Raw genomic sequence first — 26,665 nt, 5'->3', positions numbered from 1 at the left:
GGTTTTTTTTGTGCTTTCCTAATGATTACCCTACCTCTGACAGGAAGAACAGGTTTGACAGCGTCATCTCAACACTATCTGGTTATCACAGCGCTGGGGGCTGACCGCCCAGGAATCGTGAATACGATCACCCGTCACGTCAGTAGTTGCGGTTGTAATATCGAAGACAGTCGCCTGGCCATGCTCGGCGATGAATTCACTTTTATTATGCTGCTTTCCGGCAGCTGGAACGCCATAACGCTTATCGAATCGACGCTGCCGCTGAAAGGCGCTGAGCTGGATTTATTGATCGTCATGAAGCGCACCAAGGCTCATCTGCGCCCGGCAACGCCGTCTATGGTTTGGGTTCAGGTAGAAGTTGCCGATTCTCCGCATCTCATTGAGCGCTTCACCACCCTGTTTTATACTCACGAGATGAATATTGCCGAACTGGTATCGCGTACTCAGCCCGGTAATGAGAACGTTGTTCCGCAGTTGTTTATTCAGATCACAGCCCATAGTCCCGCCTCACAGGACGCATCACTTTTTGAGCAGGCGTTTAAAGCACTATGTACAGAATTGAATGCACAAGGCAGTATAAACATCGTCAATTATTCACAGCATGATGAACAGAATGGAGTGTAGTGATGAATCCACTGAAAGCCGGTGATATTGCACCGAAATTTAGCTTGCCCGATCAAGACGGTGAACAAGTAAATTTGGCCGACTTCCAGGGGCAGCGAGTGTTGGTTTATTTTTACCCGAAAGCCATGACCCCAGGCTGCACCGTACAGGCCTGCGGTTTGCGCGATAATATGGATGATTTGAAGAATGCGGGTGTGGATGTGCTGGGCATCAGCACGGATAAACCAGAAAAGCTGTCACGTTTTGCCGAAAAAGAGTTGCTGAACTTTACGCTACTTTCCGATGAAGACCACCAGGTATGCGAACAATTCGGGGTCTGGGGAGAAAAATCGTTTATGGGTAAAACCTATGACGGCATTCACCGTATCAGCTTTTTGGTTGATGCTGACGGTAAAATTGAGCATGTTTTTGATGATTTCAAAACCAGCAATCACCATGACATCGTCCTGGCGTGGGTGAAAGCCAACGCCTGATCCTGCATTATGCGGCCTTGCATCTGCACAGGCCGCTTCATTTACTCTTCAAGCGATAGCCCATCAGGCCAGGCATGCATTACGGCTTTAATCAGCGTGGCCAGCGGAATAGCAAAGAAGACGCCCCAAAATCCCCACAGCCCGCCGAAAATCACCACTGACAAAATAATGACCAGCGGATGCAGGTTCACGGCTTCCGAGAACAGCACGGGTACCAGTAAGTTGCCATCCAGTCCCTGAATCACCAAATAAACAACAAAACAGCTCCAGAACTCGGTGCCGAGGCCAAACTGAAAAAGCGCCACGCAGACGACGGGAATGGTAACAACAAACGCGCCGATATAGGGGATGAGTACCGAGAATCCTACCAGTACCGCCAGCAGCAGCGAGTAATTGAGGCCAAACAGAATAAAACCAATCCAGGTCGCCACGCCGACCACGATCATCTCTACCACTTTGCCGCGAATATAATTGGTGATCTGCTGATTCATTTCTTTCCAGACCTGCCCTGCCAGTCCGCGGTTGCGCGGCAGTATACGCCGTACCGCGTTAAGCATTTGCTCTTTGTCTTTGACAAGGAAAAAGACCATCAGCGGCACCAGCACCAGGTACACGGCGATGGTCAGCAAACCCACCAGCGACGCGAGTGAATACTTCACCACCGAGTCGCCAAGCGACAGCATCCGTGTACGCATGTTTTCCGCCATTGCATCAATGATGCCGGCATCCATTAACGCCGGGTAGCGCCGCGGCAGGGTCGCGGCATAATCCGACAGCTTGTTTAGCATGCCTGGCATATCGCGGATGAGGTAAATGCCCTGCTGCCAGGCAACGGGAAAGACCACCAGCGCCATCAGCATAAGAATACTAACAAACAGCACCAGCACAACGGAGGCGGCCCAGCTTCGGGAGCAGCCGATGCGCTGCAATCGGGCGGTAGGCCATTCGAGCAGATAAGCCAGCACAATGGCAACCAGTAATGGTGCCAGCAAGCCGCTGAAGAAAAAAAGGATACAGAAACCGGCCAGCAGAATGACCAGCAGCGCAATCGCCTCCGGATCGCTAAAACGACGGCGATACCACTGCATTAACATTTCAAGCATAAAACCTTCCCTGCGTGTGACCGGAGCAATAACGGGAATTGTATCTAACTGTCACAAAAAAGACTTCGCTTTTTAGGTGCTATCAGGGAAACATTAACATACTGCAATCACCTTTTCTTTACGCTGGCAGGCGGCTACACTCGCAGCTCACCTGGCGGTGGAACATTAGGCGACATTGCGGGTCAAACTGGCAAATTCAGATAACAGGAATGAGGTTATGTTCAGGCAGTTGAAGAAAACGCTGATGGCAACCCTTATCGTAACGCTGGCACTGGGACAAACGCTGCCAGCCTGGGCCGATCCGGCAGATACACTGCCAGATATGGGCACCTCGGCAGGAAGCACGCTCTCCATTGCGCAGGAAATGCAAATGGGGGATTATTATGTTCGCCAGCTGCGTGGCAGCGCACCGCTTATCAACGACCCATTGCTGGTCCAGTATATTAATTCTCTGGGTATGCGACTGGTGGCCCACGCCAACTCCGTGCGTACGCCGTTCCACTTTTATCTGATTAATAACGACGAAATTAACGCCTTCGCCTTCTTTGGCGGCAACGTGGTGCTCCATTCCGCCCTCTTCCGCTATGCTGACAACGAAAGTCAACTGGCGTCAGTCATGGCGCACGAAATCTCCCACGTCACCCAGCGCCACCTGGCGCGCGCGATGGAAGATCAAAAAAACAGCGCGCCGCTGACCTGGGCGGGGACGCTGGGGTCTATCCTGCTGGCGATGGCCAGTCCGCAGGCGGGGATGGCCGCGCTGACCGGGACGCTGGCTGGCTCACGTCAGGGCATCATTACCTTCACCCAGCAAAACGAGCAGGAAGCCGACCGCATCGGCATTCAGGTGCTGCAACGCTCCGGATTTGATCCGCAGGCGATGCCCGGTTTTCTCGAGAAATTGCTGGATCAAGCTCGCTACTCCTCCCGCCCGCCGGAAATTTTGCTTACCCACCCCCTGCCGGAAAGCCGTCTGTCAGATGCCCGCAACCGCGCCAATCAGATGCCTGTCGTGGTCGTTCAGTCTTCAGCCGCTTTTTATCTGGCGAAGGTGCGTGCGCTGGGAATGTACAATTCCGGACGTAACCAGCTCACCAGCGATATGCTTGATAGCTGGGCGAAGGGCAATATTCGTGAGCAGCACGCCGCGCAGTATGGCCGCGCGCTACAGGCAATGGAGGCTGGCCGCTTTGCTGAAGCCAGCCAGACCCTACAGCCGCTGCTGAAAGCCGAACCGAATAACGCCTGGTACCTTGATCTTGCCACCGATATTGATTTGGGTCAGAAGAAGAACGCTGACGCCATCGCTCGCCTGAAGGCTGCGCGCGAAATCCGCACTAATCCGGTGTTACAGCTTAACCTCGCCAACGCGTACGTGCAGGCAGGCCAGACGAATGAAGCTGCGACCATTCTGAATCGTTATACGTTTACCTACAAAGACGATCCTAACGGCTGGGACCTTCTGGCACAGGCAGAAGCCGCTAACGGCCATCGCGATCGTGAACTGGCCGCGCGGGCAGAAGGCCAGGCGCTGCTGGGTCGTCTCGACCAGGCCATTACGCTGCTCAGCAGCGCCAGCGCCCAGGTTAAACTCGGTAGTCAGGAACAGTCGCGTTATGATGCGCGTATCGACCAGCTACGCACGCTGCAACAACGCTTCCGCCCGTATGAAAAAATGTAAGGAGTTGTCATGTCCGACACGGTAACGATTTATCATAACCCTCGCTGCTCCAAAAGCCGCGACACCCTGAGCCTGCTGAAATCTAACGGTATTGATCCAGAGGTTGTGCTTTATCTGGACATGCCGCCAGACGCCGCCACGCTTAGCGAGTTATTGCAGATGCTGGGAATGACCGACGCACGCGAACTGATGCGCCAGAAAGATGATCTCTACCGCTCGTTAAATCTGGCCGACGCGCACCTCAGCCAGCAGGAACTGATCCAGGCGATGGTGGAAAATCCCGCACTGATTGAACGTCCGATTGTGGTTAAGAACGGTCAGGCGCGGATTGGCCGACCGCCGGAGCAGGTGCTGGAAATCGTAAACTGAGATTTTCTGCAGAATTATTCAATAATCCATTGAAAACGCTGCTGAATTATATGGTGCAAGCCGGTAATAGCCGCGATCCAGAAACGTTTATTCGTCAACTGGCTCATCGCTCGGCGGAACATAAGGAGACGCTAATGACCATTGCAGAATATCTGGAGCAGAAGGGGCGTGAACGCGGGCATTATGAAGGGCATCTGGAAGGAAAAATTGAAGGGAAGCAGGAAGAGGCCCTACGGATCGCGCAATTAATGCTGCAAAAAGGGCTTAGCCGCTCGCTGGTGATGGACATGACCGGCCTGACTGACGCGCAGCTTTCGCACTGCCAGCATTAATTGGCCGGGGCCGGGTTACAGGCCGAGAATATCTTTTACAAACGGGATAGTCAGCTTGCGCTGCGCGGTAATCGACGCGCGATCAAGCTGATCGAGCGTCATGAACAACGTGCGCATTTCCCGGTCCAGCCGTTTTAACAGGAAACGGCACACGTCTTCCGGCATCTCAAACCCTCGCTGGCGCGCGCGCAGTTGCAGCGCCTGCAGCTTGTCTTCGTCCGACAACGGCTGAAGTTTATAAATTTGCCCCCAGTCGAGACGTGACGCCAGGTCCGGAAGACCCAGGTTAAGCTGACGCGGTGGGCGATCGCCGGTGATTAGCAGCCGGGTTTTACCCGATTCCAGGATGCGATTATAGAGATTAAACATTGCCATTTCCCACGGCTCATCCCCGGCAATGCATTCGATATTATCGATGCATACCAGCGAAAGCTGCTCCATCCCTTCGAGCACTTCCGGCACAAACCAGGTGCGTTTATCCAGCGGCACATAACCTACCGCATCACCACGCTGGGACAGTTCGGCGCAGGCTGCATGCAACAAATGACTGCGCCCCGCCCCTTCCCGGGACCAGATATAGATATAGCCGCTGTGCTCCTGGCGCAGCACATTTTGCAATGCGGCCAGCAAAGAGGGGTTATCACCCGGCCAGAAACTGGCAAAGGTTTCGTCGTCAGGAAGATAGAGTGGCAGTGAGAGCTGCGCCGGTGTGTTCAGATGGACCTCGGTCTGAGCTTACAAAAATCGCCCTGAGTTTATCACAAAATAGCGGTCTGAGAACCGGGTGGATCGCCACCCGGCAGTACGATCGCGCGGATTAGGCGTCTTTATCCACAGCATCCAGCACAACTTCTTCCGGACGTAGTACGCTGATAAGCTTGAAGATCAGGCTCAGGGCAACCCCAACGACGGTTGCCAGCGCCATGCCTTTCAGTTCAGCAGCACCGATATGCACCTTCGCACCGCTGACGCCGATGATCAGAATAACCGAGGTCAGGATCAGGTTTTGCGCTTTACTGTAATCCACTTTTGATTCGATAAGCACGCGGATACCGGATGCGCCGATCACGCCGTAGAGCAGCAACGAAACGCCACCCATCACCGGCAGCGGGATAATCTGGATCGCCGCCGCCAGTTTACCCACGCAGGAAAGCAGAATGGCAATAATCGCCGCGCCGCCGATAACCCAGGTGCTGTAGACGAGGGTAATGGCCATAACCCCGATGTTTTCACCGTAAGTGGTATTTGGCGTGGAGCCAAAGAAACCGGAAACGATGGTCGACAGGCCGTTGGCAAACATCGAACGGTGCAGGCCCGGATCGCGAATCAGGTCTTTTTTAACAATGTTAGCCGTCACCACCAGATGCCCGACGTGTTCGGCAATCACCACCAGCGCAGCTGGCAGAATAGTAAAGATGGCAAACCACTCAAAGCGCGGCGTATAGAACGTTGGCAGCGCAAACCAGTGGGCCTGAGCAATCGGCGTGGTATCGACAATGCCCATCACGAAGGAAAGCGCATAGCCCACCAGTACCCCAATCAGGATCGGGATAATCGCCAGGAAACCGCGAAACAGTACGGAGCCAAACACCGTCACCGCCAGCGTGACCAGCGAGATAATAATGGTTTTGCTATCGGCAGATTGCCCTTCCGGCGGCAGCAAGCCCGCCATATTCGCCGCTACACCGGCGAGTTCCAGACCGATGACTGCAACAATGGCCCCCATCGCCGCAGGTGGGAACATCACGTCCAGCCAGCCAGAACCGGCTTTTTTGACAATAAATGACACCAGACAAAACAGCACGCCGCACATAATGAAGCCGCCAAGCGCCACTTCATAGCCCAGCGGCAAAAGCAGCATCACCGGCGAGATAAACGCAAAACTCGATCCGAGATAAGCCGGAATTTTGCCTTTACAAATAAAGAGATAAAGCAGCGTACCGACGCCATTAAACAGCAGCACGGTAGCCGGGTTAATATGAAATAAAACAGGCACCAGCACTGTTGCGCCAAACATCGCAAACAGGTGCTGCAAACTAAGCGGGATTGTCTGTAAAAGCGGCGGTCTTTCACTCACCCCGATAGCACGGCGCGTCATAGTATTACCTCTGAATGTTGTATGTGGATTGTTTTACTCAAAAAAAAGCCGACTCTTAAAGTCGGCTTTTTTTATTTATTCATTTATTTCGTACCAAAGAGCTTGTCGCCGGCATCGCCGAGGCCCGGAATAATGTATCCGTGCTCGTTAAGCCCCTGGTCAATGGACGCGGTATACAGTTCAACGTCGGGGTGCGCTTTCTCCAGCGCGGCAATGCCTTCCGGCGCAGCGACCAGAACCAGCACTTTAATACTGGTGCAGCCTGCGTTTTTCAGCAGGTCGATAGTGGCAATTACCGAACCGCCGGTCGCCAGCATCGGGTCAACAATCAGCGCCATACGCTCATCAATGTTGGACACCAGCTTCTGAAAATACGGTACTGGCTCAAGGGTTTCTTCGTTACGGTACATGCCGACAACGCTGATACGCGCGCTCGGCACGTTCTCCAGTACGCCTTCCATCATGCCGAGACCGGCGCGCAGGATAGGCACAACAGTGATTTTCTTACCTTTGATCTGGTCGATTTCTACCGGGCCGTTCCAGCCTTCGATAGTGACTTTCTCGGTTTCCAGATCGGCGGTTGCTTCATAGGTCAACAGGCTACCCACTTCAGAGGCAAGTTCGCGAAAGCGTTTAGTGCTGACATCCTGCTCACGCATCAGACCCAGCTTGTGTTTGACGAGTGGGTGTTTCACTTCAACGATCTTCATTCTCTTTCTCCTTTGAGGGGCAGCCACAAAAAAAATCGACGGATTATACCGCCTTTCTTTTGATCGACAATATTTTTTTGTTTGATATTGATCAAGCATAGAAGTGGTTAGCGGGAATAGATTAACGATTCTCAGCATTGGCCTGCTTTAGCGCCAGGATGCGCACATCATGAGAAAATGGAAAACGAAAGACGATATTCAGGCATCGACGCCCCTCTTTGAGAAGGTATTAGTCAGAGGTTATCAGGTCGCTTTGGTGATTTTTAGCCTTTGGCTCGGTTGGGTGATTTACGACGAAGTACAGATGCAACGCCACGCAGTGCCGACCAGTGCGCAGATTTACCACCTGGACTACATCACGCCGGAACAAGCCGCAGAGAAAGGGTTGTGTCAACTGCGAGGTCGCTCGGCTAATTGTAGCAATCACTACTCGTTTACCGTGGAATATCAGGTAAATGGCCGTAAACGAACGGCGCAATTTCAGGATATTGTCTATAATCCGGGCGAAAACAAAACCATTTGCCTCGATTACGTGAAAAGCAATCCAGCCATGATTAAGCTCTGCCGCGATCCCTGGTTCGATTATCACAAAGACTTTTTTTTCTTTCCTTTCGCGTTCTGGTCATTAACGCTCCTCGGCGCATTTGGCATCTCACTTATCCTTGCAGCCGAAAAAGTAAAACGCAGATTCCAACGGCCCCCACCGCCAGTATTGAAAGAGTGCTGGTATCATATTTACGACGACCAGACGGGGCAGTTACTGCTGGATACCGCATGTGAAAAGGACGCCTTCACGCTGCTTAATCAAAAGCGAGTGATTAGCTGTCGCGCAGGCAAAAGCGAGGTTGTTGTGGTACACGGCAGAAAAACGCAGCGTTCCTGGATTATTTATACCGTTGAGGATCGTCGGCGTCGGCACAAAAAAAAGAAAAGCAGTATTTAGCGGCCAGCGAATACTGGCCGCTAAATACCGTGATTACAGCTGTTCGCCGTTAGAGGCAATCACCTGCTTATACCAGTTAAACGATTTTTTGCGGCTGCGTGCCAGCGTACCGTTACCCTCGTTGTCTTTATCAACGTAGATAAAGCCGTAGCGTTTTTTCATCTCGCCAGTACCGGCGGAAACCAGGTCGATACAGCCCCACGGCGTGTAGCCCATCAGATCTACGCCATCTTCCACTACCGCTTTTTTCATTTCAGCAATGTGAGCGGAGAGATAATCAATACGGTACTGGTCATCCACTGAACCGTCTTTCTCCAGCACATCAATGGCACCAAAGCCGTTTTCGACAATAAACAGCGGCAGTTGATAATGGTCCCAGAACCAGTTCAACGAGTAACGCAAGCCCACCGGGTCAATCTGCCAGCCCCAGTCGGATTTCTGCACATGCGGGTTGGAGACCAGGCTCTTCGTTTCATCATAATCAAGCTGCGGATTATCCGCCGTGGCTTTCGTCGCAAACGACATGTAGTAACTAAAGCCGATGTAATCAACGCAGCCCTGCTTCAGCGCGGCGCGATCTTCATCAGTGATATCCAGTTTAAAACCGCGACGCTCAAAATACTTCAGCAGATGCTGCGGATAAGTGCCGCGAACGTGGACATCGGTAAACCAGTAGCGACGATGCATGGCGTTCATGGCCATCATCATATCGTTTGGCGCACAGCTCAGTGGGTATATCGGACACATAGCGATCATGCAGCCAACCAGCAGCGAAGGATTGATCTCTTTTGCTGCTTTCACTGCCAGCGCACTGGCTACCAGCTCGTAGTGCGCCGCCTGATACATCACCGGCTCGCGATCTTCACCCGGCGCGTATTTCAGTCCAGAGTTGGTGAAGGGGGCAAAATCTTCGTGATAGTTCGCCTGGTTATTGATCTCGTTGAAGGTCATCCAGTACTTCACTTTATGCTGATAGCGGGTGAAGACGACCTTCGCGAAACGCACAAAGAAATCGATCAGCTTACGGTTGCGCCAGCCGCCGTACTCGGTCACCAGATGATAAGGCATCTCGAAGTGAGAAAGCGTAATTACTGGTTCGATGCCATATTTCAGGCATTCGTCAAACAGGTCATCATAGAATTGCAGACCCGCTTCGTTCGGTTCCAGTTCATCACCCAGTGGGAAAATACGCGTCCAGGCGATAGACGTACGGAAGCACTTATAGCCCATCTCAGCGAACAATTTGATATCGTCTTTGTAGCGATGATAAAAATCAATGGCTTCGTGGTTAGGGTAGTTTTTACCCGGCAGCACACCATCGGTAATTTCACGTGCCACACCGTGCGCGCCAGCGGTCATGACATCGGCCACGCTTGCGCCTTTGCCCCCCTCCTGCCAGCCACCTTCCAGCTGGTGCGCGGCAACCGCACCGCCCCACAGAAAACCTTCTTTAAGTCCGGACATGTTCTCTCCCTCATAAACGGTCGCCGTCTGGCGACCGGTGTTGCTGATTAAAATGGTAGACTGCGCCAATCAGCCCGGCATCGTTGCCCTGGCTGACGGTATCGATGGTGTCTGCAATACCAAACCAGGCCAGATGCTCACGCAGCAGCGTCAGAAAACCTGGACGCTCGACAATGCCGCCGCCGAGCAAAATCGCCTGCGGATCGAATATATTGACGAGGTTGTAAAGGCCCGTACCCAGGCCATTGAAGAAATCAGTGACCAGCCGCTGACAAACAACATCGCCCGCATCAAAACGGTCGAAAATGTCTTCGCCGCTGACCTCTTCCAGCGGTTTTCCGATGTGTTCAGCATAGTAATTGCGTAGTACACGCAATGTGCAGGTAGAATTCATGGTATAGCGAGGAACATCGCGGGGTCCCGCGCGCTCGGTCAACATATAACCAAACTCACCGCCGCGAAAATGCGCCCCGTGAAGGAGTTTGTTATTGCAGAAAACCGCGCCACCGATACCGGTACCGATGGTCATAACCAGAAAATCGGAGAGGTTAGCACCCTTACCCTGCCAGCGTTCGGCCAGCAGCACACAGTTAGCATCATTTTCGATGGCGACAGGAAGCCGGATTCGCTCTTCAAGCCAGTCTTTAATGGCAAAATGATTGAACTTGCGGATGGCTCCGCCCATTTCAATATATCCACTGTGCGGATTGATATACCCCGGAGCGCTAATGGCAACGCCTTCACACGCGGGATGTGCAGTAATCCAGGCAAGCATGGCTTCAAGGATCTGGTCGCCATCGCTATGATTAATGACCTGCTTCCCTTTCTCCAGCAGTTCTCCGCCGTCTGTCACCACGCCCATTTTTAAGGCGGTCCCACCGATATCAAATGCGGCAAGTTTCATCCTGTTTCATCCTCCTGAATCCCGTCAGCCCCCGGTTCCTGAGGTCTGTAACAAAAACAGAAACCGGTTTCAGTAACATGATGATTGCTCCCGGCTACAGAGGCAAGCGCAAGACTGTACCCGGTTTCATTTTCGTGAACAGTATCAAATTTGTCTTCTTCGCTGCGGATTGACAGCATACGTAAAGCACACTCGCAAACGTTTGCTTTCCCTGTTAGAATTGCGCCGATTTTATTTCTACCGCAAACGCGTGGGGACTCAGCAGTGACCGATAAAACCTCTCTCAGCTATAAAGATGCCGGTGTTGATATTGATGCGGGTAACGCTCTGGTCGACCGAATCAAAGGCGTGGTTAAGAAAACCCGTCGCCCGGAAGTGATGGGTGGTCTGGGCGGCTTTGGTGCACTGTGCGCCCTGCCGCAAAAATATCGTGAGCCCATTCTGGTCTCCGGCACCGATGGCGTAGGGACTAAACTGCGTCTGGCAATGGATCTTAAACGCCACGATACGATCGGCATCGATCTGGTAGCAATGTGCGTGAACGATCTGATTGTTCAGGGTGCTGAGCCGCTGTTTTTCCTCGATTATTATGCGACCGGCAAACTGGATGTGGATACCGCCGCCAGCGTGATTAACGGTATCGCTGAAGGCTGCCTGCAATCCGGCTGTGCGCTGGTCGGGGGCGAAACTGCCGAAATGCCGGGGATGTATCACGGTGATGATTATGACGTGGCTGGATTCTGCGTTGGCGTGGTTGAAAAATCTGAAATCATCGACGGCTCGAAGGTCACCGATGGCGACGTTCTGGTTGCCCTCGCCTCAAGCGGCCCGCACTCCAACGGCTATTCGCTGGTACGCAAAATTGTAGAGGTAAGCGGCTGCGATCCGCTGACTACCGATCTGGAAGGTAAATCGCTGGCGGATCATCTGCTGGCCCCCACCCGGATCTACGTTAAATCTATTCTGTCGCTAATTGAAAACGTTGACGTTCACGCCATTGCTCACCTCACCGGCGGCGGTTTCTGGGAGAATATTCCGCGCGTGCTGCCCGACCATACCCAGGCGGTGATTGACGAATCCTCCTGGCAGTGGCCCGCCATTTTTGACTGGATGCAGCGCAGCGGCAATGTCAGCCGCCATGAAATGTACCGCACCTTTAACTGCGGCGTGGGTATGCTTGTCGCCCTGCCGGCAGCAAATGCCGATAAAGCCATTACATTACTCAATGAGATGGGTGAAAAAGCCTGGAAAATCGGTATCATCAAATCGTCTGATTCCGACGAGCGCGTGGTCATTGAATAATGAAAAACATCGTGGTGCTGATCTCCGGCAACGGCAGTAATTTACAGGCGATTATCGACGCCTGCGAACAGAAGAAGATCGGCGGCACGCTGCGTGCGGTATTCAGCAACAAGGCCGACGCGTTCGGCCTTGAGCGCGCCCGTCAGGCGGGCATTCCTGCGCACGCGTTAACGGCCAGCCAGTTTGCCAGCCGTGAAGCGTTCGATCGTGAACTGATGCTGGAAATTGACGCCTATGCCCCGGATGTAGTAGTGCTGGCAGGCTATATGCGCATTTTAAGCCCGGCGTTCGTCGCGCATTATCAAGGACGTCTGCTGAACATTCATCCCTCGCTGCTGCCAAAATATCCGGGGTTGAATACCCATCAGCAGGTGCTGGCAAACGGCGATGACGTGCACGGCACATCGGTGCATTTTGTTACCGACGAGCTGGATGGCGGACCAGTCATTTTGCAGGCCAACGTGCCGGTATTTTCTGGTGACGACGAAGCCGATATCACCGCCCGGGTACAAGCCCAGGAGCACGATATTTATCCTCTGGTGATAAGCTGGTTTGTTGATGGACGGCTGGAAATGCATGATAACGCGGCCTGGCTGGATAACGTCAAACTGCCTGCACAAGGTTATGCCGCCGAAGAGTAAAGCTTTGGCTGGCGGCGCATTCGCTGGCACGGGCCAACCAAACGTAGTGATATCACCCCAGTAAATTGCAGCGCCTTCGCCGTGGCGTTCCGCAGGCCGGGCGCGCGCAGCGTCTTCCGGCAATGTCGACACAGTGGTCTTTGGCTATAACACCGCGCTTTTTGTCAATTTTATCTCCCAAACCGCCCCGCCGTTCAGTTTGCTGTCATACTTTTCTGGCACAGTTGGACATTACATGGCAAAGCTCGCCATAATGACATTGAGACGGATTTGACACGTCCAGTGATAGAACCGGAGTGTGAGTGGTAATGGGTCAGGAAAAGTTATACATCGAAAAAGAGTTAAGCTGGTTATCCTTCAACGAACGCGTGCTTCAGGAAGCGGCTGATAAAAGCAACCCGCTGATTGAGCGCATGCGGTTTTTGGGGATCTATTCGAACAACCTTGATGAATTTTACAAGGTGCGGTTTGCCGAGTTAAAACGGCGCATCATTATCAGTGAAGAACAAGGAATACCGACCAGTTCGCGGCATTTGTTGGGTAAAATCCAGTCGCGGGTGCTGAAGGCCGATCAAGAGTTCGACAGCCTGTATAACGAGCTGTTGCTGGAGATGGCGCGCAACCAGATCTTCCTCATCAATGAACGTCAGCTTTCTGTTAACCAACAAAACTGGCTGCGCCTTTATTTCAAACAGCACCTGCGTCAGCACATTATTCCGACGCTTATCAATCGTGAAACGAACCTGGTTAACTTCCTGAAAGATGATTACACCTATCTGGCGGTTGAAATTATTCGTGGTGACGATACACGCTATGCGCTATTAGAAATTCCTTCGGATAAAGTGCCGCGCTTTGTCAATCTGCCGCCGGAAGCGCCGCGCCGACGCAAGCCCATGATCTTACTCGACAACATTTTGCGCTATTGCCTGGATGATATTTTTCATGGCTTTTTTGATTACGACGCGCTCAATGCCTATTCGATGAAGATGACACGCGACGCCGAGTATGATCTGGTACATGAAATGGAATCCAGCCTGATGGAGCTGATGTCCTCCAGCCTGAAACAGCGTCTGACCGCCGAGCCGGTACGCTTTGTCTATCAGCGCGATATGCCGAATGCACTGGTGGAAGTGCTGCGGGAAAAATTAAGCATTTCCCGCTACGATTCTATCGTTCCCGGCGGACGCTACCACAACTTCAAGGATTTCATCAGTTTTCCTAACGTTGGCAAAGCCAACCTGGTGAACAAGCCCCTACCGCGCCTGCGTCATATCTGGTTTGATAAAGCCCAGTTCCGCAACGGTTTTGACGCTATCCGCGAGCGCGATGTTTTACTTTATTATCCGTACCACACGTTTGAACACGTACTCGAACTTTTGCGTCAGGCCTCCTTTGACCCGAGCGTACTGGCAATCAAAATCAATATCTACCGCGTGGCAAAAGACTCGCGCATCATTGATGCGATGATCCACGCCGCCCACAACGGTAAAAAAGTCACCGTGGTGGTAGAGCTACAGGCGCGTTTTGATGAAGAAGCGAATATTCACTGGGCGAAACGCCTGACGGAAGCGGGCGTGCATGTTATTTTCTCCGCGCCAGGCCTGAAAATCCACGCCAAGCTGTTCCTGATTTCGCGCAAAGAAGGTGACGATGTGGTGCGCTATGCCCATATCGGTACCGGTAACTTCAATGAAAAAACGGCGCGGCTGTACACTGACTATTCGCTGTTAACCGCCGATGCGCGTATTACCAACGAAGTGCGTCGCGTATTCAACTTTATTGAAAATCCCTATCGCCCGGTGACGTTTGATTACCTGCTGGTTTCCCCGCAGAACTCGCGGCGTTTGCTGTATGAGATGATCGACCGGGAAATTGCTAACGCCCAGCAGGGACTGCCTTGTGGCATTACCCTTAAGCTGAATAATCTGGTCGATAAAGGCCTGGTTGATCGGCTCTACGCTGCGTCAAGTTCCGGCGTACCGGTAAATCTGCTGATCCGCGGTATGTGTTCGCTTATCCCGCATCTGGAGGGCATAAGTGACAACATCCGCGTTATCAGTATTGTCGATCGCTATCTTGAACATGACCGAATCTATATTTTCGAAAACGGTGGCGATAAGCAGGTCTATCTTTCCTCTGCGGACTGGATGACACGCAATATCGACTACCGCATTGAGGTCGCGACGCCGCTGCTCGACCCACGGCTTAAACAACGGGTGCTGGATATTATTGACATCCTGTTTAGCGATACAGTAAAAGCCCGTTACATCGATAAAGAACTGAGCAATCGCTATGTACCGCGCGGTAACCGCCGTAAAGTACAATCGCAACTGGCGATTTACGACTACATCAAATCACTTGAGCAACCTGACTAACGCTATGCCAATACATGACACGTCACCACGACCGCAAGAGTTTGCGGCGGTCGATCTCGGTTCAAACAGTTTCCATATGGTCATCGCCCGTGTGGTTGATGGCGCAATGCAAATTATTGGTCGCCTGAAACAGCGAGTCCATCTGGCTGATGGGCTCGGCGAAGATAATATGCTCAGTGAAGAGGCAATGGAACGAGGCTTAAGCTGCCTGTCGCTGTTTGCCGAACGTCTGCAAGGTTTTTCACCCTCCAGTGTATGTATCGTCGGGACGCACACCCTGCGCCAGGCATTGAACGCCACTGACTTTCTTAAACGTGCGGAAAAGGTCATTCCTTATCCGATTGAAATCATTTCCGGGAATGAAGAAGCACGACTGATTTTTATGGGCGTGGAACATACCCAGCCGGAAAAAGGTCGCAAGCTGGTGGTCGACATCGGCGGTGGTTCAACCGAGTTGGTGATTGGTGAGGATTTTGAGCCAAAACTGGTGGAAAGCCGTCGTATGGGCTGTGTCAGCTTCGCGCAGCTTTATTTCCCCGGTGGGGTCATCAGTAAAGAACACTTTCAGCGTGCCCGAATGGCGGCCGCCCAGAAGCTGGAAACCTTAACCTGGCAATTTCGTATTCAGGGCTGGAACGTTGCGCTGGGGGCTTCCGGGACGATCAAAGCTGCCCACGAAGTGTTGCTGGAGATGGGAGAGAAGGACGGCTTTATTACGCCTGAACGACTCGACAAACTGGTAGCGGAACTGTTGCAGTACCGGAGTTTTGAGGCCCTCAGCCTGCCGGGACTGTCTGAGGAGCGCAAGGCGGTATTTGTACCGGGGCTGGCAATTTTGTGCGGGGTTTTTGACGCGCTGGCTATCCGTGAACTCCGCCTTTCCGATGGTGCACTGCGTGAAGGCGTGCTGTATGAAATGGAAGGACGTTTCCGCCATCAGGATGTACGTAGTCGCACCGCAAAAAGCCTTGCTAATCAGTACAACATCGACAGGGATCAGGCCAGACGCGTACTGGACACCACGATGCAGATGTATGCCCAATGGCAGACCCAGCAGCCAAAACTGGCGCATCCACAGCTGGAGGCGTTGCTCGAATGGGCCGCTATGCTGCATGAGGTTGGGTTAAATATCAACCATAGCGGGCTGCATCGTCATTCTGCTTATATCCTGCAAAACAGCGACTTACCAGGTTTCAACCAGGAGCAGCAAACGCTGATGGCGACTCTGGTACGCTATCATCGTAAGGCCATTAAGCTTGATGACCTGCCCCGCTTTACCCTGTTTAAGAAAAAGCAGTTCTTGCCGCTTATCCAGCTTTTACGTCTGGGCGTGCTGCTGAACAACCAGCGCCAGGCCACCACCACCCCACCGACTCTGACGCTTGAAACTGACGATAATCACTGGACGTTACGTTTTCCGCACGGCTGGTTTAGTCAGAATGCGCTGGTACTGCTGGATCTGGAAAAAGAGCAGCAGTACTGGGAAGCCGTCACCGGCTGGCATCTTCAGATTGAAGAAGAGGCTTCGCCGGACGTTGCGGCCTGAGGGAGCAGTAAGGCACCGTTCTGGTGCCTTACTGTCACCAGAGTATCCAGCGGTTGTGGCTCGCCAATTAAAAAACCTTGCAGATGATCAATACCCAGCGAGATAGCGGCGCTACGTATTTCTTCGCTCTCCACATATTCCGCAACTACCTGCATTTTTTTCATCCGCGCCAAATGGCATATGGACGCGACGATTTGATAATCCAGGCTATTTGAAACAATACTGCGGATAAAACTCCCGTCGATTTTAAGAATGTCCGCATTCACGCTTTTTAAGCGCGCATAACTTGCATAGCCGGTACCGAAATCATCAATGGCAATTAAACATCCCATTTTTTGTAGTTTTGCCAGCGTCTCATTAGCCTGCTCAACGTTTGCCAGGCTATCACTTTCTGTCACTTCAAAAATAAGCTGCCATGCTTCAACCTGATACTGGTTCAGAAGATACTGCACTTCCAGATGAAAATGTGCACGGCACACGGATGAAGGTGACAGGTTTATCGAAAAACGGCACGCAGGCAAGATTTCACGTTGTTCCGCCATAAAGCGCAATGTATTTTCGAGCACCCATAAATCAATACGTGACGATAAACCAAATTCCTGTGCAACGGGCAAAAAATCGACAGGATTAATCAGTTCCCCGTTTGCACCAATTAACCTGAGCAAGATTTCATGATAAGTATCACCGCGAATGCCAGAGATCTGCTGCGCCATTAAACTAAATTGATCATGTTCCAGCGCCTGCTGTAGACGATTCATTAACGCAACCTTGTCTTTGAGATCCTGCTGGAGATACAGAGCAACCCGTTTTTGCAAATTTTCAGGATGATTTGTCGCCAGAGAAAGATCGGCAATAGTGCTTAATTCTCCCAGTAACAAGTAAATATGCGTGACCGGTGCACGGACATAGCAATAGCTCATGCCCACCTGCGGTTGTAGCGGCATCCCGTCCCAGACAAAACGAAACTTTTTGATATGGCAATCGATATCTTCGATACGTTGTTGATACGCCTCCGTATTCAGGCGAAATATCAAATCGTGGCCTGATAACTGATAAACGCCTTCATCCGCCTGTAGCTGTGAGTTAATCCAGCTTGCCAGCTGCTGTTTATACTGGATGCGGAGCATCACGCCATAATTTCGCCCTAACATTTCCAGCTCAGGAATACGGATAAAACAGAGCACCGACCAGGGAAAATGATGTAATGAACGGTTTAGCGCACGTAAATTCGGTAGATGGACCACGGGATCAAGAAACGCCAGCATTCGCGCCCGGCGGGTAATCAGTCGTTGCTGCATTGCCAGAATAGAAATAAAAACAATAATAAATGAATACACCAGATAGCTTGACGACGTAATTGCCAGTTGTGTTTCATATCCCATAAATAAAGGGATATATCCGTGAAAATAGTGGATAGAGATAATCAGCACTGGCGTCCACACCATCGACATAAAGCGGTAACCATAACGTATCGCCCCCCATAACATAACGGGCAATAGTAATGATAGAGTATAATTCGTGCTGAATATTGAACTATTTTGGTTAAGAGGCATGCAGAGCATTATCATTAAACTACTAAATATCAGCATCCAAATTGCCACTTCTTTTTTCTTAACTTTTGGGTCAAACTGTAAACGCAACTGAGAAAAATAAGCGCGGATATATAGCGGATGCCTTATTATACGAATAATATAATAACACAGTGGCACGCCAATAAGATTCCCTACCAACAATGCCTGGTAATTAATGACAATATTGATAGTAAAAATCCCGGCACCATTAAAATTTTGCCGTAAGTGATAAATGTCAAAAAAAGCGACAATTTGATAGAGGGCCAGAAAAAGCGTTGCCGGACAAAATGCCTGCCAGAAGATCCGATGAAACATCAGCTTAGCATTACCATGAGAGACATTGCGTCGATTAGAGGTAAAGGCCCGATACCCTCCCCAGCTCAGCACAACGGGAACGATAAAATGGAACGCAACCAGCGCATTTTTTGCCAGATCTTCCTGCTCAAATTTATACACGAACATGGAAAGAATCATACCCGGCAATGCTGCCCAGCCAAAAAAGAGCATAAGACTGATCATTAGCGCTAATGGCAGAAAAAAAAGTACCACCGTTCCCGTACTGATATGGGCGAAAGTATTGGCATTACTTAACACGGGAAGCAGTAAGGAAGGTAAAAAAAGCGGTAGTCCCCACCATCTGTCTCTGTATTTAATGTAGGCTTTACTTAGTTTCATAAATGCTCAGCAGAAAACCCGGCATCCCGCGGGCATTTTTAAACAGGTATCCCACCCGGCAGCAAGCTGCAAAAGGTTATCAGTCATAATACAACCTATGGATTCTAATTATTAACGCCAGGTAATAATTGATATAAGTCAATTATAGCGCCCTCATTAACTAATTATTACGTTTACTCAGCGCTGGTAGCATTTATTAATTTATAACGGAAATACATTAATTATGTTCTATAACAATTCATAATGAATCAACTGACAGAATTTTACATCACATTCAATTGACCCTTGCGCTACACTGTGTCTTAATGTGCACATCGCCCCAATCTGTGGGTATGCCTTAAAGGACCTTTTGTGAGTCAGGTTACCAGTATGCGAAACCGACATCGATTTAACAGTCGCATGACCCGTATCGTACTGCTTATCAGTTTCTTCTTTCTTTTCGGACGCTTAGTCTACTCCTCCATTGGTGCATGGCATCATCATCAAGATAAAAAACAGACTCAACAGTCCAGCCTGATCGTAGAAACGCCTGGTCAACGTTAGCCCTTTAAGAGACAAAAAAGGCGACCAGTGGTCGCCCTAATGCATTTATAAACCGTTATTCCCACTCAATTGTTTGCAACCATCGTAATTGATTGATTTTAAATATTAAAACTGGCTATCCAAAGTTGCCGTACCGTTTTATATACCGTCAACGCCAGACTGTAACATGAAAAATACCATGTCATCGCATCAGCGAATCGTACTGTCTTTCACAGACTCGTCCGGCTTCGGCTGCCCGGTCAGCGTACTCTGCCAGCTGTCGGTTTCGTTCGAGAGATTGCGCGAGCACGTCGGCAAGCAAAACTCCGGTGTCTGCGGCTGACGGCCCAGCGCCGACAGTGGCGTTATACTGCCCGAGCTGCTTTCGTATGGCAACGATTTGCTGCTGCAACCGGCCAGCACGATCAGCGGCATCAAGAGCATCATTGCGCGCCTGGTCAATCCTCTGCTGAGCTTCAATTTCATTGAGTGCTTTCTCCTGCTCACGCTGTGCTTTCGCTTTATCCTCTGCCGCTTTCTGGTCAGCCTGCGCCATTGCGTAACCAGCATCGTATTGCCTGGAGCCGTGGACATTCCAGGCAACGATGATGCAGACCACGACAACAACGGCAGCAGCGGCACCGATAATAGGTTTCCACCATGCCCTCAGGATTGCGGCGATCATGCTGCTGCGATCCCCTTGGCTATGGCTTCCTTACCTGATGCATCACGCCATAACCAGCTTTCGGCGGCCCGGCGGCGGACAAGACCTTTCATCACCCGACCACCTGATTTGTTCCAGCGCGCAAATTGCGACAGCGCCAGATCAAATCGTTTGTTGTTGACCATCTCCAGCAACGTGGAGTTCTTCAGCGCGGTCAAGCCGACGTTGTAGGCAAAGCTGACCAGTGCGTCAAACTGACCCTGCTTAAGTTCGACGCTGACCAGAGAAGACACGCCATCTTCGAAGCGTTTCAGGTCTGCCAGCAGGCCGTCATCCGCCTGCTTTTGCGTCCACACCAGACCCGGTTTAACTTCGCGCCCGGTATGACCCCACCCGATAGTCCAGGGTGAACCGCTGAGCTTCTGCCAGTCAGGAACCAGGCGGTAATCTCGCATTGCCAGCTTTCTGGCGGTGCAGGCTTTGCCGAGGTCGCTGCCGGGATCAGGGTATGCATTCAGCTCGCAGGTTTCGAAATACTTCATCACGGCCAGGCCGTTTGCGGAAATCTTCATCATGACCTCGATATCTTAAAAATTTGCACCACGTTACCGCGCGTCTTCAGAACCGCCGCCAGCATGACGGCATTCAGTATCAGATCGCCCCAGTCGGTTGAAACGTAATAGCCATAGAACACACGCAACGGAATGCTGGCCGCCACAACGATAAGCAGGTATGCCAGCCACCCACCCCACCAGCGGTGGCGTGACCCTTCGCGCCGGAAGAGAAGCACCCGCAGCGCGATAGCGCCGCAGATGATGCATTTTGCTATGAGCAAAATCTCATGACTTGTCATTGTCTTTGCCCCACGGGATTAGTTTTCCTGGATTGTTCGATCCCCGGTGTAACCATGACCCCACCCCGACAGCGACGATTGCAGACACGAACGCCGCCGAGGAATCGACAATGCCACGCTCAAAGCCAGAAGAAGAAACACCGGGGATCATGGAGGCCAGGCCAACCAGGATAGAAGAGATGGGTTTGTAAAAAAGGATGCCGCAGAAGAAGCTTAACACGGAAAGAAGAAGGCGACGGCGTATCGGATATTCAAGCGCGAAGGTAACAAATATTACCGCACCAGCGAGTGCACCTAATACTGCCTCTATGGGGACGCCCATTACCCATGCAGCAAGCGCGCTCGCGCTAAGCCCCTGATTTATACTTGATACTGTTAGTGACGCGGACATAGTAGCCACCGTTTTTTCTGCATGATGAACCCCCTTTGTTGGTAAGTTCATCATACACAATAAACCATATATGGATAATACTATGTGAGAATTTTCTTAACAGGGTTACCTTTAAGTTATGCCTCTAAAAATTTCTTGAAGTTTCAAACCAGATGCCTGCAATTCTTTCCAAATATAAAATAGAATTAGCATCATTGCTGGTTACGCTTACATTTCCTTTTAGCCTTATAAGCGAAGAGTTATATGTTATTCCAGCCCCTACAATCATTCTCACCCTAAGCTTTTGCCCATTCTTCCCCCCTAAAAAATTTGTTACAGAGATAGGAGCATTAATTATTATGTTAGGTCCAATCCATGCTGAAGGCGTGGAAGTTGTAATAGATATTTCGTTATTAGATGCGTCATCCAATATTGTTACATTACTAATTACAGTGAAGGGAGCTCTGTTATTAGTGCTGAAATACTGATTAGCTGATGCCCCCCTGGCTTTGATGTCTTTGAAGTTAACTTCTTCTATAAGAAGATTGGTGTCAAAAACATAAAGAATGTGGGGGCGTGAAGTGGCATTACCAACAATCTCATCGCTTATAATAATTCCTGTTAGAACTTTGTTGTTGAATCCTCCCAAAGCATATGCGCAACCTGGGCCTGAATGTACGTTCCCAGATATGCTAATTTCATTAGTAGCACCTGAAACAGGAACAATGGAAGGATCGTAACCCCTGCTATAGATTGCGCCAGATGGCTTTGGAGAACCCGCCCAATCCGACTCAACACAAATACTAGCCACAGAACCAGCACTAAGTATATTACCAGTCACATTTACAAATGAAACGTTTGCGACGAGATATACAGAATATTTCCAATCACCCAATACTTGATTATTGGATATGTTTACACCAGTAACCCCCTTGTAACACTGGATTGCAGTATCATCAGTTGATTTTAGCGATGAGCTATTAGATTGAATATAGTTACCAATAATATCGATCCAACGACACCCCCAAGCTATGTTGATGCCTGATGATCCCCCCTCAAGTAAATAGTTATTAACTACTTGAACTCTCTGGCAATTTGAAGAAATATTTATATTCCTGTGGGATTGATTACTGAATATGTTATGTGTAATGTTAGCCCTAAAAATACCCCCTCCCTGTAGGCCGTGTGTTCCCCCATTGACAATATTACCGTATACTAATGTGTCACGAAGTGTAATCACTGATGGGTAAATAGGTACCCCGCCACTATCAATACCACCATATGTACCACTACTTACCGCAATCAATCCTATGCCAGTTAAAGTAATACTTCCGATACCTTCATCTGGATCTACAGGCATTGTAACAACGTTATTTATTATTTTGTTGTTATAGTTAACAGAATTCAAACTTAACGTACCAATTCTTATTCCATACCGCTCTCCACCAGCGGAGAAATTGTATACTTTATTGCTTTCTAATGTTGAATTTATTACGCCAGACACAACAATTCCTTTTGTGGCGTTTTGATTTATATCAATATCACACTGAGATATTCTTAATCCATCATGCCCAGTGTCAACAAAAGACCTTATGACAGTGTCTGTTCCAGGTATCAAACATTTTAACTTTAGGCCCTCGATTGCTTTACATCCAACAGTTACAATGATTGCACCGCAACCATATCTTTTATCAGTTCCTTTAACTATAAATCCAGGGTGTTCTGCTGCGTAATTCACTGCGGCTTGAATTGCAATCGTAAAGTCAGTGTCTTCATCAACATATATCCCCGGAGAGGTTAAGTCAGAAAATTGCTCAGGGGTTACGTAATACTGCATTTCTGATAGATAACCCTTAGGCTGGACACCAATATATGATGCTCCTGTAGGCTTTGCCAGTTCTATTAAAACGTCTGCAGCACTCCCACTTTCAGGAAGAACCATGAGAGGGTTACCTGAACTATCCATCGCAAGAATTTTATTTTTACGCTGCTCTACTGAAGGAAGAGGTGCCACATAACCTTCAGGAACTCGCAGGCTACGGTTGAGGTTATTTTGAGCAAGCACATCAACATAGTTCTTTGTGGCCGCATCCTGTGCGCGTGACGGGTCACGAAGGTTTCTTATGTAGTATCCCAGCGCATCATAATAATTTGCCACAAAAGAAGGGCGTCTTAACGACAGTCTCAGACGACTAAAGCACTGCTGGATAAGCATCGTCAGCTTGTCGAAGGCATCTTCATGAACTTCAGCAAAGAACTTACCCTGGTTGCGCAGATCTGTGTCCTGCGTCACCGGGAGTGAACGGTTGATCGAAATCTGCCAACCATTCGCCAGGGGAGAGTTGAGCACCACGCTGCCGCCGGAATATCCTTTTGCCCCGGTAACGCTGTAGTCAGTGTCGAGCAGTAGCTGAGTAATATTTTCATTAAGGTCGACTACCTGAACGACCAGATCAGAATTTTTCATGATGCGGAAGGTGTACGGGAAGGATGTTGTCGCCCCGTTACCCGTGTATTCGTTATGGTCGATTTCGGTAGAGACCGTCATTTTGATTTTCTCCAGATGGCTGATGCGCCCGGCGCGCTTACACATCTGTCATTCTATTACCCACCAAACCATATATGAATTAAATGGTGATGCATTAACCAAATTATTACCTTACAGGTAATTTTAATTGTCACTGGAAGTAAGACCTAACCTTTGATATATGTATATGCATACAGTTGTTTATGGAGAGAGTAGATGCCGCAGCAGTACCATTACCCGATGAAAGATAATTTCTATGACACCATTCACACGCCAGGAGGCGTCAGATCCCTGGTAGAGGAATCCCACCTCATGACGCTGCTAAGGGAACTCGATAAGGACGGTTTTAATGTGGATGGGCCGATGGCTGAGCTGGTTGCGCTGGTCAATTACGTGACGAGTTCGCAAATGTCGATGCGAGATTTGCAAACGCACCTGGATTATTGCGCCCAGAAGCTGAACGAACAAACCAAATAAGAATTGAAATTACCTGATAAATATGAAATTATTACCTAATAGGTAAATTTACAACGCTTAAATCTTGTGCCATAGTAATCATGCATCGGCAAAATCCGATGCCGGGATTGAGACCCCGATACTACAGAGGCGCACACACCGCGCAGGCGGTTTTTTTATGCGTAACGCACAGCTATACCAGAATTATGGTGGGCTGGGCAGGGCAGCCGAAAGGCTGGCCGGGTCCTTTGTAGCCGGTAGTCTCAACCCTGTTCAGTTCACCACCTGCCAGATTGAGACCTGCGGTGGTGATTAACCAGACTACAAAGGTGATCACTATGACTGCTCAGAGAAAACCAACCCCAGATGCAGTATTTAACTTTGAATCTGCTATCAAAGTACGTATGTTCCAAATCGACGGTAACCCATGGTTCGCAGCTTCTGACATTTGCAAAGCGCTTGGCCTTACTAATTCCCGAATGTCACTTAAAGCGCTTGATGATGATGAGAAGGGTGTAAGTTCAACTTACACCCCTGGTGGAAGCCAGACTGTAAACGTCATTAACGAGTCCGGCCTCTACACTCTGATCCTCCGCTGTCGCGACGCGGTGACACCCGGCACCATCCCCTACCGTTTCCGCAAATGGGTAACCGGCGAGGTGTTGCCGCAGATCCGCCGGACCGGGCGCTACGTTCGTGAAGAGTTATCACCGGCGGATAAAGCCCAGAAGGTTGTCGCCAGCTTCATGCCCGCGATACTCGAAGCGATGAAGTCCGAAGGTAAGAACCAATACAGCTACCCGCTCAAGCCGGGATACCGTGAGTTCATTCATTCGCCTGAAGGCGTCAACGGCCTGGCGGAAAGTTCTATGTTGATGGACCTGTTACGCCAGCTTGGAGAGGACGGGCACGACGTGGACGGCGCGGCCGCCGAGTTCACAACGATGGTTAACTACATCACCGGCGTCAGCAAATGCCTGAGCAATATCCGCAGTCACGCCCAGTACATCAGCAGTAACGCGTCAGACTTCTGAGGGAAAATGCGCAGGGAAGCGCGCACAAAATAATCATTGACGGTGTCGTCAACTGCGTCCAAAATTACCCTAAAGGTAAACAGGAGGTGTTTATGTTTAAACCTTCAGTGTTAAAATTTGCTAATCCATTCAATGTGGAAGTATGTCATGATCAGGAAGAGAACGTCTGGGTTGCCCAGTGCGATGATCTCGGGCTTGTGACTGAAGCTGAAACGTATGAAGAGCTTACTGAGCGTGTTTGGGAAATCGCTCCGGATCTGTTCGAGATGAACGGCTTTATTGGTAATCCGGCGCGCATCCGCCTTTCCTTCACTCAGGAGCAATCCTATCAGGACAGGATCGCGCTCTGATAAATGGGAACCGGACTATATCCAAAACTAACGGAATTGCTTTTAGCAGCCGGATGCCAGTTTGAAAGGCAGGGAAAGGGAAGCCATGAGATATGGTCCAGCCCTATCACAAGGAAAAAGTTTAGCGTTCCGTACACTGTAGTATCGAGCCATACGGCTAACGGAATACTGAAGCTGGCAGGACTACCAAAATACTTCTGAATAAGCCCGCATAGCGGGCTTTTTTGTGGGCGAAGTTAACGTTGTGACATGTCACTATAGATATGCAATGCTATCCTGGTTAACATTACCTTTTAGGTAACATTTTGCAGGTCTTATATGCAAGTTTTCTGGATCGTCGTTGGTGTAGTGGCCGTGATTCTTTTTATCATTAATCAGAACCGGACCAAGACTTCTGATCGCACTGTTGTCAGACAGCACAGGACAATAAAGACTGAAGACGGAGAAATAAGCATTGAGCGAGTGCAAGTAGTTGATAGCGCAACGACTAAGTATCATCCGTCAGGAAATGCACCAGACGTATCTTCACCATCAAAGTATGACCACCCGGTGATCGAACCCTCACATAATAAAAATATAACCACCACAAAAGAAATTAACCCTCCTCAACCCAAACCATTTTCAGCCAGGCTACCGAATGGTGTATCACAAAGACCTGCCTACCATGGTAAATTTCCGGGTGATGAGGTTATCAAACTCAAGACAGTACCAGTACCAGCACCAGCACCAGCACCAGCACCAGTACCAGCACCAGCACCAGCACCAGCAGAAGTTAAAGTTATTGAAGGGCTGAAGCAATGCACAAGATGTCGAATAAATCTTCCATATGATAAATTTCGGAAATCGTCGAAAAATGCTGATGGTCTGACCATATGGTGTGCGAGCTGTCTTGATGGGCCGAGAAACACCAGGCACATGAAATGGTGCCCTATGTGTAACGTCAGAAGAAAGCGCACCAGTTTCTACCCTAACAAGCAGAACGCCGATGGATTGATGGCCTGGTGCAAGACATGCTGGGACGGGCATAAAGCGAGAAGATAGATCGGGGCGATTCAGAATAAAAGCTTGAGAGAGTCTA

29 protein-coding genes are annotated in these 26,665 nt (G+C 50.1%); 17 read left to right on the top strand and 12 right to left on the bottom strand.

Annotated features, from left to right (window positions below; translation table 11 throughout):
* Positions 1–54: 54 nt before the first annotated feature.
* Both CHU32_RS21305 and bcp read left to right on the top strand, forming a co-directional pair.
* Positions 55–624, top strand: coding sequence for a glycine cleavage system transcriptional repressor (locus CHU32_RS21305; protein WP_218113784.1), 570 nt, complete (start codon positions 55–57; stop codon positions 622–624).
* A gap of 2 nt (positions 625–626) precedes the next feature.
* Complete coding sequence (gene bcp / locus CHU32_RS21300) at positions 627–1,097, top strand: thioredoxin-dependent thiol peroxidase (RefSeq protein ID WP_103677902.1); 471 nt, start codon at positions 627–629, stop codon at positions 1,095–1,097.
* A gap of 41 nt (positions 1,098–1,138) precedes the next feature.
* Here the strand turns inward: bcp and CHU32_RS21295 are convergent, their stop codons facing one another.
* Positions 1,139–2,200, bottom strand: coding sequence for an AI-2E family transporter (locus CHU32_RS21295; protein ID WP_103677901.1), 1,062 nt, complete (start codon positions 2,198–2,200; stop codon positions 1,139–1,141).
* A 217-nt stretch (positions 2,201–2,417) separates the two neighbouring features.
* Here CHU32_RS21295 and bepA point away from each other — a divergent pair, with 217 nt between their 5' ends.
* The 3 genes from bepA (at position 2,418) to CHU32_RS21280 (ending at position 4,582) form a co-directional block, all read left to right on the top strand.
* A complete protein-coding gene (gene bepA, locus CHU32_RS21290; RefSeq protein ID WP_103677900.1) occupies positions 2,418–3,881 on the top strand; it encodes a beta-barrel assembly-enhancing protease in 1,464 nt (487 codons plus the stop codon).
* 9 nt (positions 3,882–3,890) lie between these two features.
* The gene (gene arsC, locus CHU32_RS21285; protein ID WP_103677899.1) at positions 3,891–4,250 is read left to right on the top strand and encodes an arsenate reductase (glutaredoxin); all 360 of its coding nucleotides are present in this window, start codon (positions 3,891–3,893) and stop codon (positions 4,248–4,250) included.
* A gap of 134 nt (positions 4,251–4,384) precedes the next feature.
* On the top strand, positions 4,385–4,582 hold the full coding sequence (locus CHU32_RS21280) for a hypothetical protein (protein ID WP_133159279.1): 198 nt from the start codon (positions 4,385–4,387) through the stop codon (positions 4,580–4,582).
* A 15-nt stretch (positions 4,583–4,597) separates the two neighbouring features.
* Here CHU32_RS21280 and CHU32_RS21275 read toward each other — a convergent pair whose 3' ends face one another.
* From CHU32_RS21275 to upp, 3 genes are all read right to left on the bottom strand, one after another.
* Complete coding sequence (locus tag CHU32_RS21275) at positions 4,598–5,299, bottom strand: DnaA inactivator Hda (RefSeq protein ID WP_103677897.1); 702 nt, start codon at positions 5,297–5,299, stop codon at positions 4,598–4,600.
* Positions 5,300–5,399: 100 nt separating this feature from the next.
* Positions 5,400–6,680: a uracil permease gene (uraA, locus tag CHU32_RS21270; protein ID WP_103677896.1), complete on the bottom strand. Its 1,281-nt coding sequence runs from the start codon at positions 6,678–6,680 to the stop codon at positions 5,400–5,402.
* Between the two features lie 83 nt (positions 6,681–6,763).
* Positions 6,764–7,390, bottom strand: a complete 627-nt coding sequence (gene upp, locus CHU32_RS21265) for a uracil phosphoribosyltransferase (protein ID WP_103750926.1) — start codon at positions 7,388–7,390, stop codon at positions 6,764–6,766.
* 169 nt (positions 7,391–7,559) lie between these two features.
* Here upp and CHU32_RS21260 point away from each other — a divergent pair, with 169 nt between their 5' ends.
* On the top strand, positions 7,560–8,333 hold the full coding sequence (locus CHU32_RS21260) for a hypothetical protein (RefSeq protein ID WP_103677894.1): 774 nt from the start codon (positions 7,560–7,562) through the stop codon (positions 8,331–8,333).
* 33 nt (positions 8,334–8,366) lie between these two features.
* Here the strand turns inward: CHU32_RS21260 and CHU32_RS21255 are convergent, their stop codons facing one another.
* Both CHU32_RS21255 and bglK read right to left on the bottom strand, forming a co-directional pair.
* Positions 8,367–9,797, bottom strand: coding sequence for a 6-phospho-beta-glucosidase (locus CHU32_RS21255; protein ID WP_103677893.1), 1,431 nt, complete (start codon positions 9,795–9,797; stop codon positions 8,367–8,369).
* A 10-nt stretch (positions 9,798–9,807) separates the two neighbouring features.
* Positions 9,808–10,701, bottom strand: a complete 894-nt coding sequence (gene bglK, locus CHU32_RS21250) for a beta-glucoside kinase BglK (protein ID WP_103677892.1) — start codon at positions 10,699–10,701, stop codon at positions 9,808–9,810.
* Between the two features lie 264 nt (positions 10,702–10,965).
* On the opposite strand from bglK, the gene purM reads away from it, so the two are divergent.
* From purM to ppx, 4 genes are all read left to right on the top strand, one after another.
* Complete coding sequence (gene purM, locus CHU32_RS21240) at positions 10,966–12,003, top strand: phosphoribosylformylglycinamidine cyclo-ligase (protein WP_103677890.1); 1,038 nt, start codon at positions 10,966–10,968, stop codon at positions 12,001–12,003.
* A complete protein-coding gene (gene purN, locus CHU32_RS21235; protein ID WP_103677889.1) occupies positions 12,003–12,644 on the top strand; it encodes a phosphoribosylglycinamide formyltransferase in 642 nt (213 codons plus the stop codon). The genes purM and purN overlap by 1 nt, the downstream gene beginning before the upstream one ends.
* A 308-nt stretch (positions 12,645–12,952) precedes the next feature.
* Positions 12,953–15,019: a polyphosphate kinase 1 gene (ppk1, locus tag CHU32_RS21230; protein ID WP_103677888.1), complete on the top strand. Its 2,067-nt coding sequence runs from the start codon at positions 12,953–12,955 to the stop codon at positions 15,017–15,019.
* Positions 15,020–15,023: 4 nt separating this feature from the next.
* The gene (gene ppx / locus CHU32_RS21225) at positions 15,024–16,565 is read left to right on the top strand and encodes an exopolyphosphatase (RefSeq protein ID WP_103677887.1); all 1,542 of its coding nucleotides are present in this window, start codon (positions 15,024–15,026) and stop codon (positions 16,563–16,565) included.
* Here ppx and CHU32_RS21220 read toward each other — a convergent pair.
* Positions 16,526–18,811: a sensor domain-containing phosphodiesterase gene (locus CHU32_RS21220; RefSeq protein ID WP_103677886.1), complete on the bottom strand. Its 2,286-nt coding sequence runs from the start codon at positions 18,809–18,811 to the stop codon at positions 16,526–16,528. The genes ppx and CHU32_RS21220 overlap by 40 nt on opposite strands.
* 351 nt (positions 18,812–19,162) lie before the next feature.
* Here CHU32_RS21220 and CHU32_RS21215 point away from each other — a divergent pair, with 351 nt between their 5' ends.
* Entirely contained in the window at positions 19,163–19,354 is a 192-nt protein-coding gene (locus CHU32_RS21215) for a YfgG family protein (RefSeq protein ID WP_103677885.1), read from the top strand.
* A gap of 181 nt (positions 19,355–19,535) precedes the next feature.
* On the opposite strand, the gene CHU32_RS21210 is transcribed toward CHU32_RS21215, so the two are convergent.
* The 5 genes from CHU32_RS21210 to CHU32_RS28645 form a co-directional block, all read right to left on the bottom strand.
* Entirely contained in the window at positions 19,536–20,018 is a 483-nt protein-coding gene (locus CHU32_RS21210; RefSeq protein WP_103677884.1) for a DUF2514 domain-containing protein, read from the bottom strand.
* Positions 20,015–20,569: a lysozyme gene (locus tag CHU32_RS21205; protein ID WP_245880254.1), complete on the bottom strand. Its 555-nt coding sequence runs from the start codon at positions 20,567–20,569 to the stop codon at positions 20,015–20,017. The genes CHU32_RS21210 and CHU32_RS21205 overlap by 4 nt, the downstream gene beginning before the upstream one ends.
* On the bottom strand, positions 20,569–20,850 hold the full coding sequence (locus CHU32_RS21200) for a phage holin family protein (protein WP_103677882.1): 282 nt from the start codon (positions 20,848–20,850) through the stop codon (positions 20,569–20,571). Before CHU32_RS21200 ends, CHU32_RS21205 begins: the two co-directional genes overlap by 1 nt.
* Positions 20,837–21,241: a putative holin gene (locus tag CHU32_RS21195; RefSeq protein ID WP_103677948.1), complete on the bottom strand. Its 405-nt coding sequence runs from the start codon at positions 21,239–21,241 to the stop codon at positions 20,837–20,839. The genes CHU32_RS21200 and CHU32_RS21195 overlap by 14 nt, the downstream gene beginning before the upstream one ends.
* Before the next feature lie 124 nt (positions 21,242–21,365).
* Positions 21,366–23,768: a phage tail protein gene (locus tag CHU32_RS28645; protein WP_245880251.1), complete on the bottom strand. Its 2,403-nt coding sequence runs from the start codon at positions 23,766–23,768 to the stop codon at positions 21,366–21,368.
* A gap of 195 nt (positions 23,769–23,963) precedes the next feature.
* Between CHU32_RS28645 and CHU32_RS21185 the strand changes: the two genes are divergently transcribed.
* The 6 genes from CHU32_RS21185 to CHU32_RS28305 all read left to right on the top strand — a co-directional run bounded on the left by CHU32_RS21185 (position 23,964) and on the right by CHU32_RS28305 (position 26,628).
* Positions 23,964–24,224 carry a hypothetical protein gene (locus CHU32_RS21185; RefSeq protein WP_103677881.1) on the top strand — a complete coding sequence of 87 codons (261 nt, stop codon included), beginning with the start codon at positions 23,964–23,966 and terminating at the stop codon, positions 24,222–24,224.
* A 157-nt stretch (positions 24,225–24,381) separates the two neighbouring features.
* Positions 24,382–24,519 carry a hypothetical protein gene (locus CHU32_RS28640; RefSeq protein ID WP_245880250.1) on the top strand — a complete coding sequence of 46 codons (138 nt, stop codon included), beginning with the start codon at positions 24,382–24,384 and terminating at the stop codon, positions 24,517–24,519.
* A 22-nt stretch (positions 24,520–24,541) separates the two neighbouring features.
* Positions 24,542–25,237, top strand: a complete 696-nt coding sequence (locus tag CHU32_RS21180; RefSeq protein ID WP_103677880.1) for a BRO-N domain-containing protein — start codon at positions 24,542–24,544, stop codon at positions 25,235–25,237.
* 92 nt (positions 25,238–25,329) lie between these two features.
* Complete coding sequence (locus CHU32_RS21175) at positions 25,330–25,587, top strand: DUF1902 domain-containing protein (RefSeq protein ID WP_103677879.1); 258 nt, start codon at positions 25,330–25,332, stop codon at positions 25,585–25,587.
* Positions 25,588–25,590: 3 nt separating this feature from the next.
* Positions 25,591–25,788: a type II toxin-antitoxin system HicA family toxin gene (locus tag CHU32_RS21170; protein ID WP_103677878.1), complete on the top strand. Its 198-nt coding sequence runs from the start codon at positions 25,591–25,593 to the stop codon at positions 25,786–25,788.
* 117 nt (positions 25,789–25,905) lie between these two features.
* Positions 25,906–26,628 (top strand): hypothetical protein, encoded by a 723-nt coding sequence (locus CHU32_RS28305; RefSeq protein ID WP_176691694.1) that lies wholly within the window; start codon positions 25,906–25,908, stop codon positions 26,626–26,628.
* The last annotated feature ends 37 nt before the right edge of the window (positions 26,629–26,665 follow it).

The organism is Superficieibacter electus, from assembly GCF_002915575.1.
GTDB classification, from domain to species: Bacteria; Pseudomonadota; Gammaproteobacteria; order Enterobacterales; family Enterobacteriaceae; genus Superficieibacter; species Superficieibacter electus.
This window is presented reverse-complemented; position numbering and strand designations above follow the sequence as displayed.

What these genes read in the sequence shown, in the direction of transcription:
- arsC (WP_103677899.1), top strand. Translation starts at nt 3,891, where the DNA reads ATGTCCGACACGGTAACGATTTATCATAACCCTCGCTGCTCCAAAAGC.
- CHU32_RS28645 (WP_245880251.1), bottom strand. Translation starts at nt 23,768, where the DNA reads ATGACGGTCTCTACCGAAATCGACCATAACGAATACACGGGTAACGGG.
- CHU32_RS21170 (WP_103677878.1), top strand. Translation starts at nt 25,591, where the DNA reads ATGGGAACCGGACTATATCCAAAACTAACGGAATTGCTTTTAGCAGCC.
- CHU32_RS28640 (WP_245880250.1), top strand. Translation starts at nt 24,382, where the DNA reads ATGCGTAACGCACAGCTATACCAGAATTATGGTGGGCTGGGCAGGGCA.
- CHU32_RS21175 (WP_103677879.1), top strand. Translation starts at nt 25,330, where the DNA reads ATGTTTAAACCTTCAGTGTTAAAATTTGCTAATCCATTCAATGTGGAA.
- CHU32_RS21200 (WP_103677882.1), bottom strand. Translation starts at nt 20,850, where the DNA reads ATGACAAGTCATGAGATTTTGCTCATAGCAAAATGCATCATCTGCGGC.
- CHU32_RS21220 (WP_103677886.1), bottom strand. Translation starts at nt 18,811, where the DNA reads ATGAAACTAAGTAAAGCCTACATTAAATACAGAGACAGATGGTGGGGA.
- CHU32_RS21255 (WP_103677893.1), bottom strand. Translation starts at nt 9,797, where the DNA reads ATGTCCGGACTTAAAGAAGGTTTTCTGTGGGGCGGTGCGGTTGCCGCG.
- CHU32_RS21180 (WP_103677880.1), top strand. Translation starts at nt 24,542, where the DNA reads ATGACTGCTCAGAGAAAACCAACCCCAGATGCAGTATTTAACTTTGAA.
- ppk1 (WP_103677888.1), top strand. Translation starts at nt 12,953, where the DNA reads ATGGGTCAGGAAAAGTTATACATCGAAAAAGAGTTAAGCTGGTTATCC.
- CHU32_RS21210 (WP_103677884.1), bottom strand. Translation starts at nt 20,018, where the DNA reads ATGATCGCCGCAATCCTGAGGGCATGGTGGAAACCTATTATCGGTGCC.
- CHU32_RS21205 (WP_245880254.1), bottom strand. Translation starts at nt 20,569, where the DNA reads ATGAAGATTTCCGCAAACGGCCTGGCCGTGATGAAGTATTTCGAAACC.
- CHU32_RS21185 (WP_103677881.1), top strand. Translation starts at nt 23,964, where the DNA reads ATGCCGCAGCAGTACCATTACCCGATGAAAGATAATTTCTATGACACC.
- bepA (WP_103677900.1), top strand. Translation starts at nt 2,418, where the DNA reads ATGTTCAGGCAGTTGAAGAAAACGCTGATGGCAACCCTTATCGTAACG.
- purN (WP_103677889.1), top strand. Translation starts at nt 12,003, where the DNA reads ATGAAAAACATCGTGGTGCTGATCTCCGGCAACGGCAGTAATTTACAG.
- bglK (WP_103677892.1), bottom strand. Translation starts at nt 10,701, where the DNA reads ATGAAACTTGCCGCATTTGATATCGGTGGGACCGCCTTAAAAATGGGC.
- CHU32_RS21195 (WP_103677948.1), bottom strand. Translation starts at nt 21,241, where the DNA reads ATGTCCGCGTCACTAACAGTATCAAGTATAAATCAGGGGCTTAGCGCG.
- CHU32_RS21260 (WP_103677894.1), top strand. Translation starts at nt 7,560, where the DNA reads ATGAGAAAATGGAAAACGAAAGACGATATTCAGGCATCGACGCCCCTC.
- CHU32_RS21280 (WP_133159279.1), top strand. Translation starts at nt 4,385, where the DNA reads ATGACCATTGCAGAATATCTGGAGCAGAAGGGGCGTGAACGCGGGCAT.
- CHU32_RS21295 (WP_103677901.1), bottom strand. Translation starts at nt 2,200, where the DNA reads ATGCTTGAAATGTTAATGCAGTGGTATCGCCGTCGTTTTAGCGATCCG.
- bcp (WP_103677902.1), top strand. Translation starts at nt 627, where the DNA reads ATGAATCCACTGAAAGCCGGTGATATTGCACCGAAATTTAGCTTGCCC.
- CHU32_RS28305 (WP_176691694.1), top strand. Translation starts at nt 25,906, where the DNA reads ATGCAAGTTTTCTGGATCGTCGTTGGTGTAGTGGCCGTGATTCTTTTT.
- ppx (WP_103677887.1), top strand. Translation starts at nt 15,024, where the DNA reads ATGCCAATACATGACACGTCACCACGACCGCAAGAGTTTGCGGCGGTC.
- upp (WP_103750926.1), bottom strand. Translation starts at nt 7,390, where the DNA reads ATGAAGATCGTTGAAGTGAAACACCCACTCGTCAAACACAAGCTGGGT.
- uraA (WP_103677896.1), bottom strand. Translation starts at nt 6,680, where the DNA reads ATGACGCGCCGTGCTATCGGGGTGAGTGAAAGACCGCCGCTTTTACAG.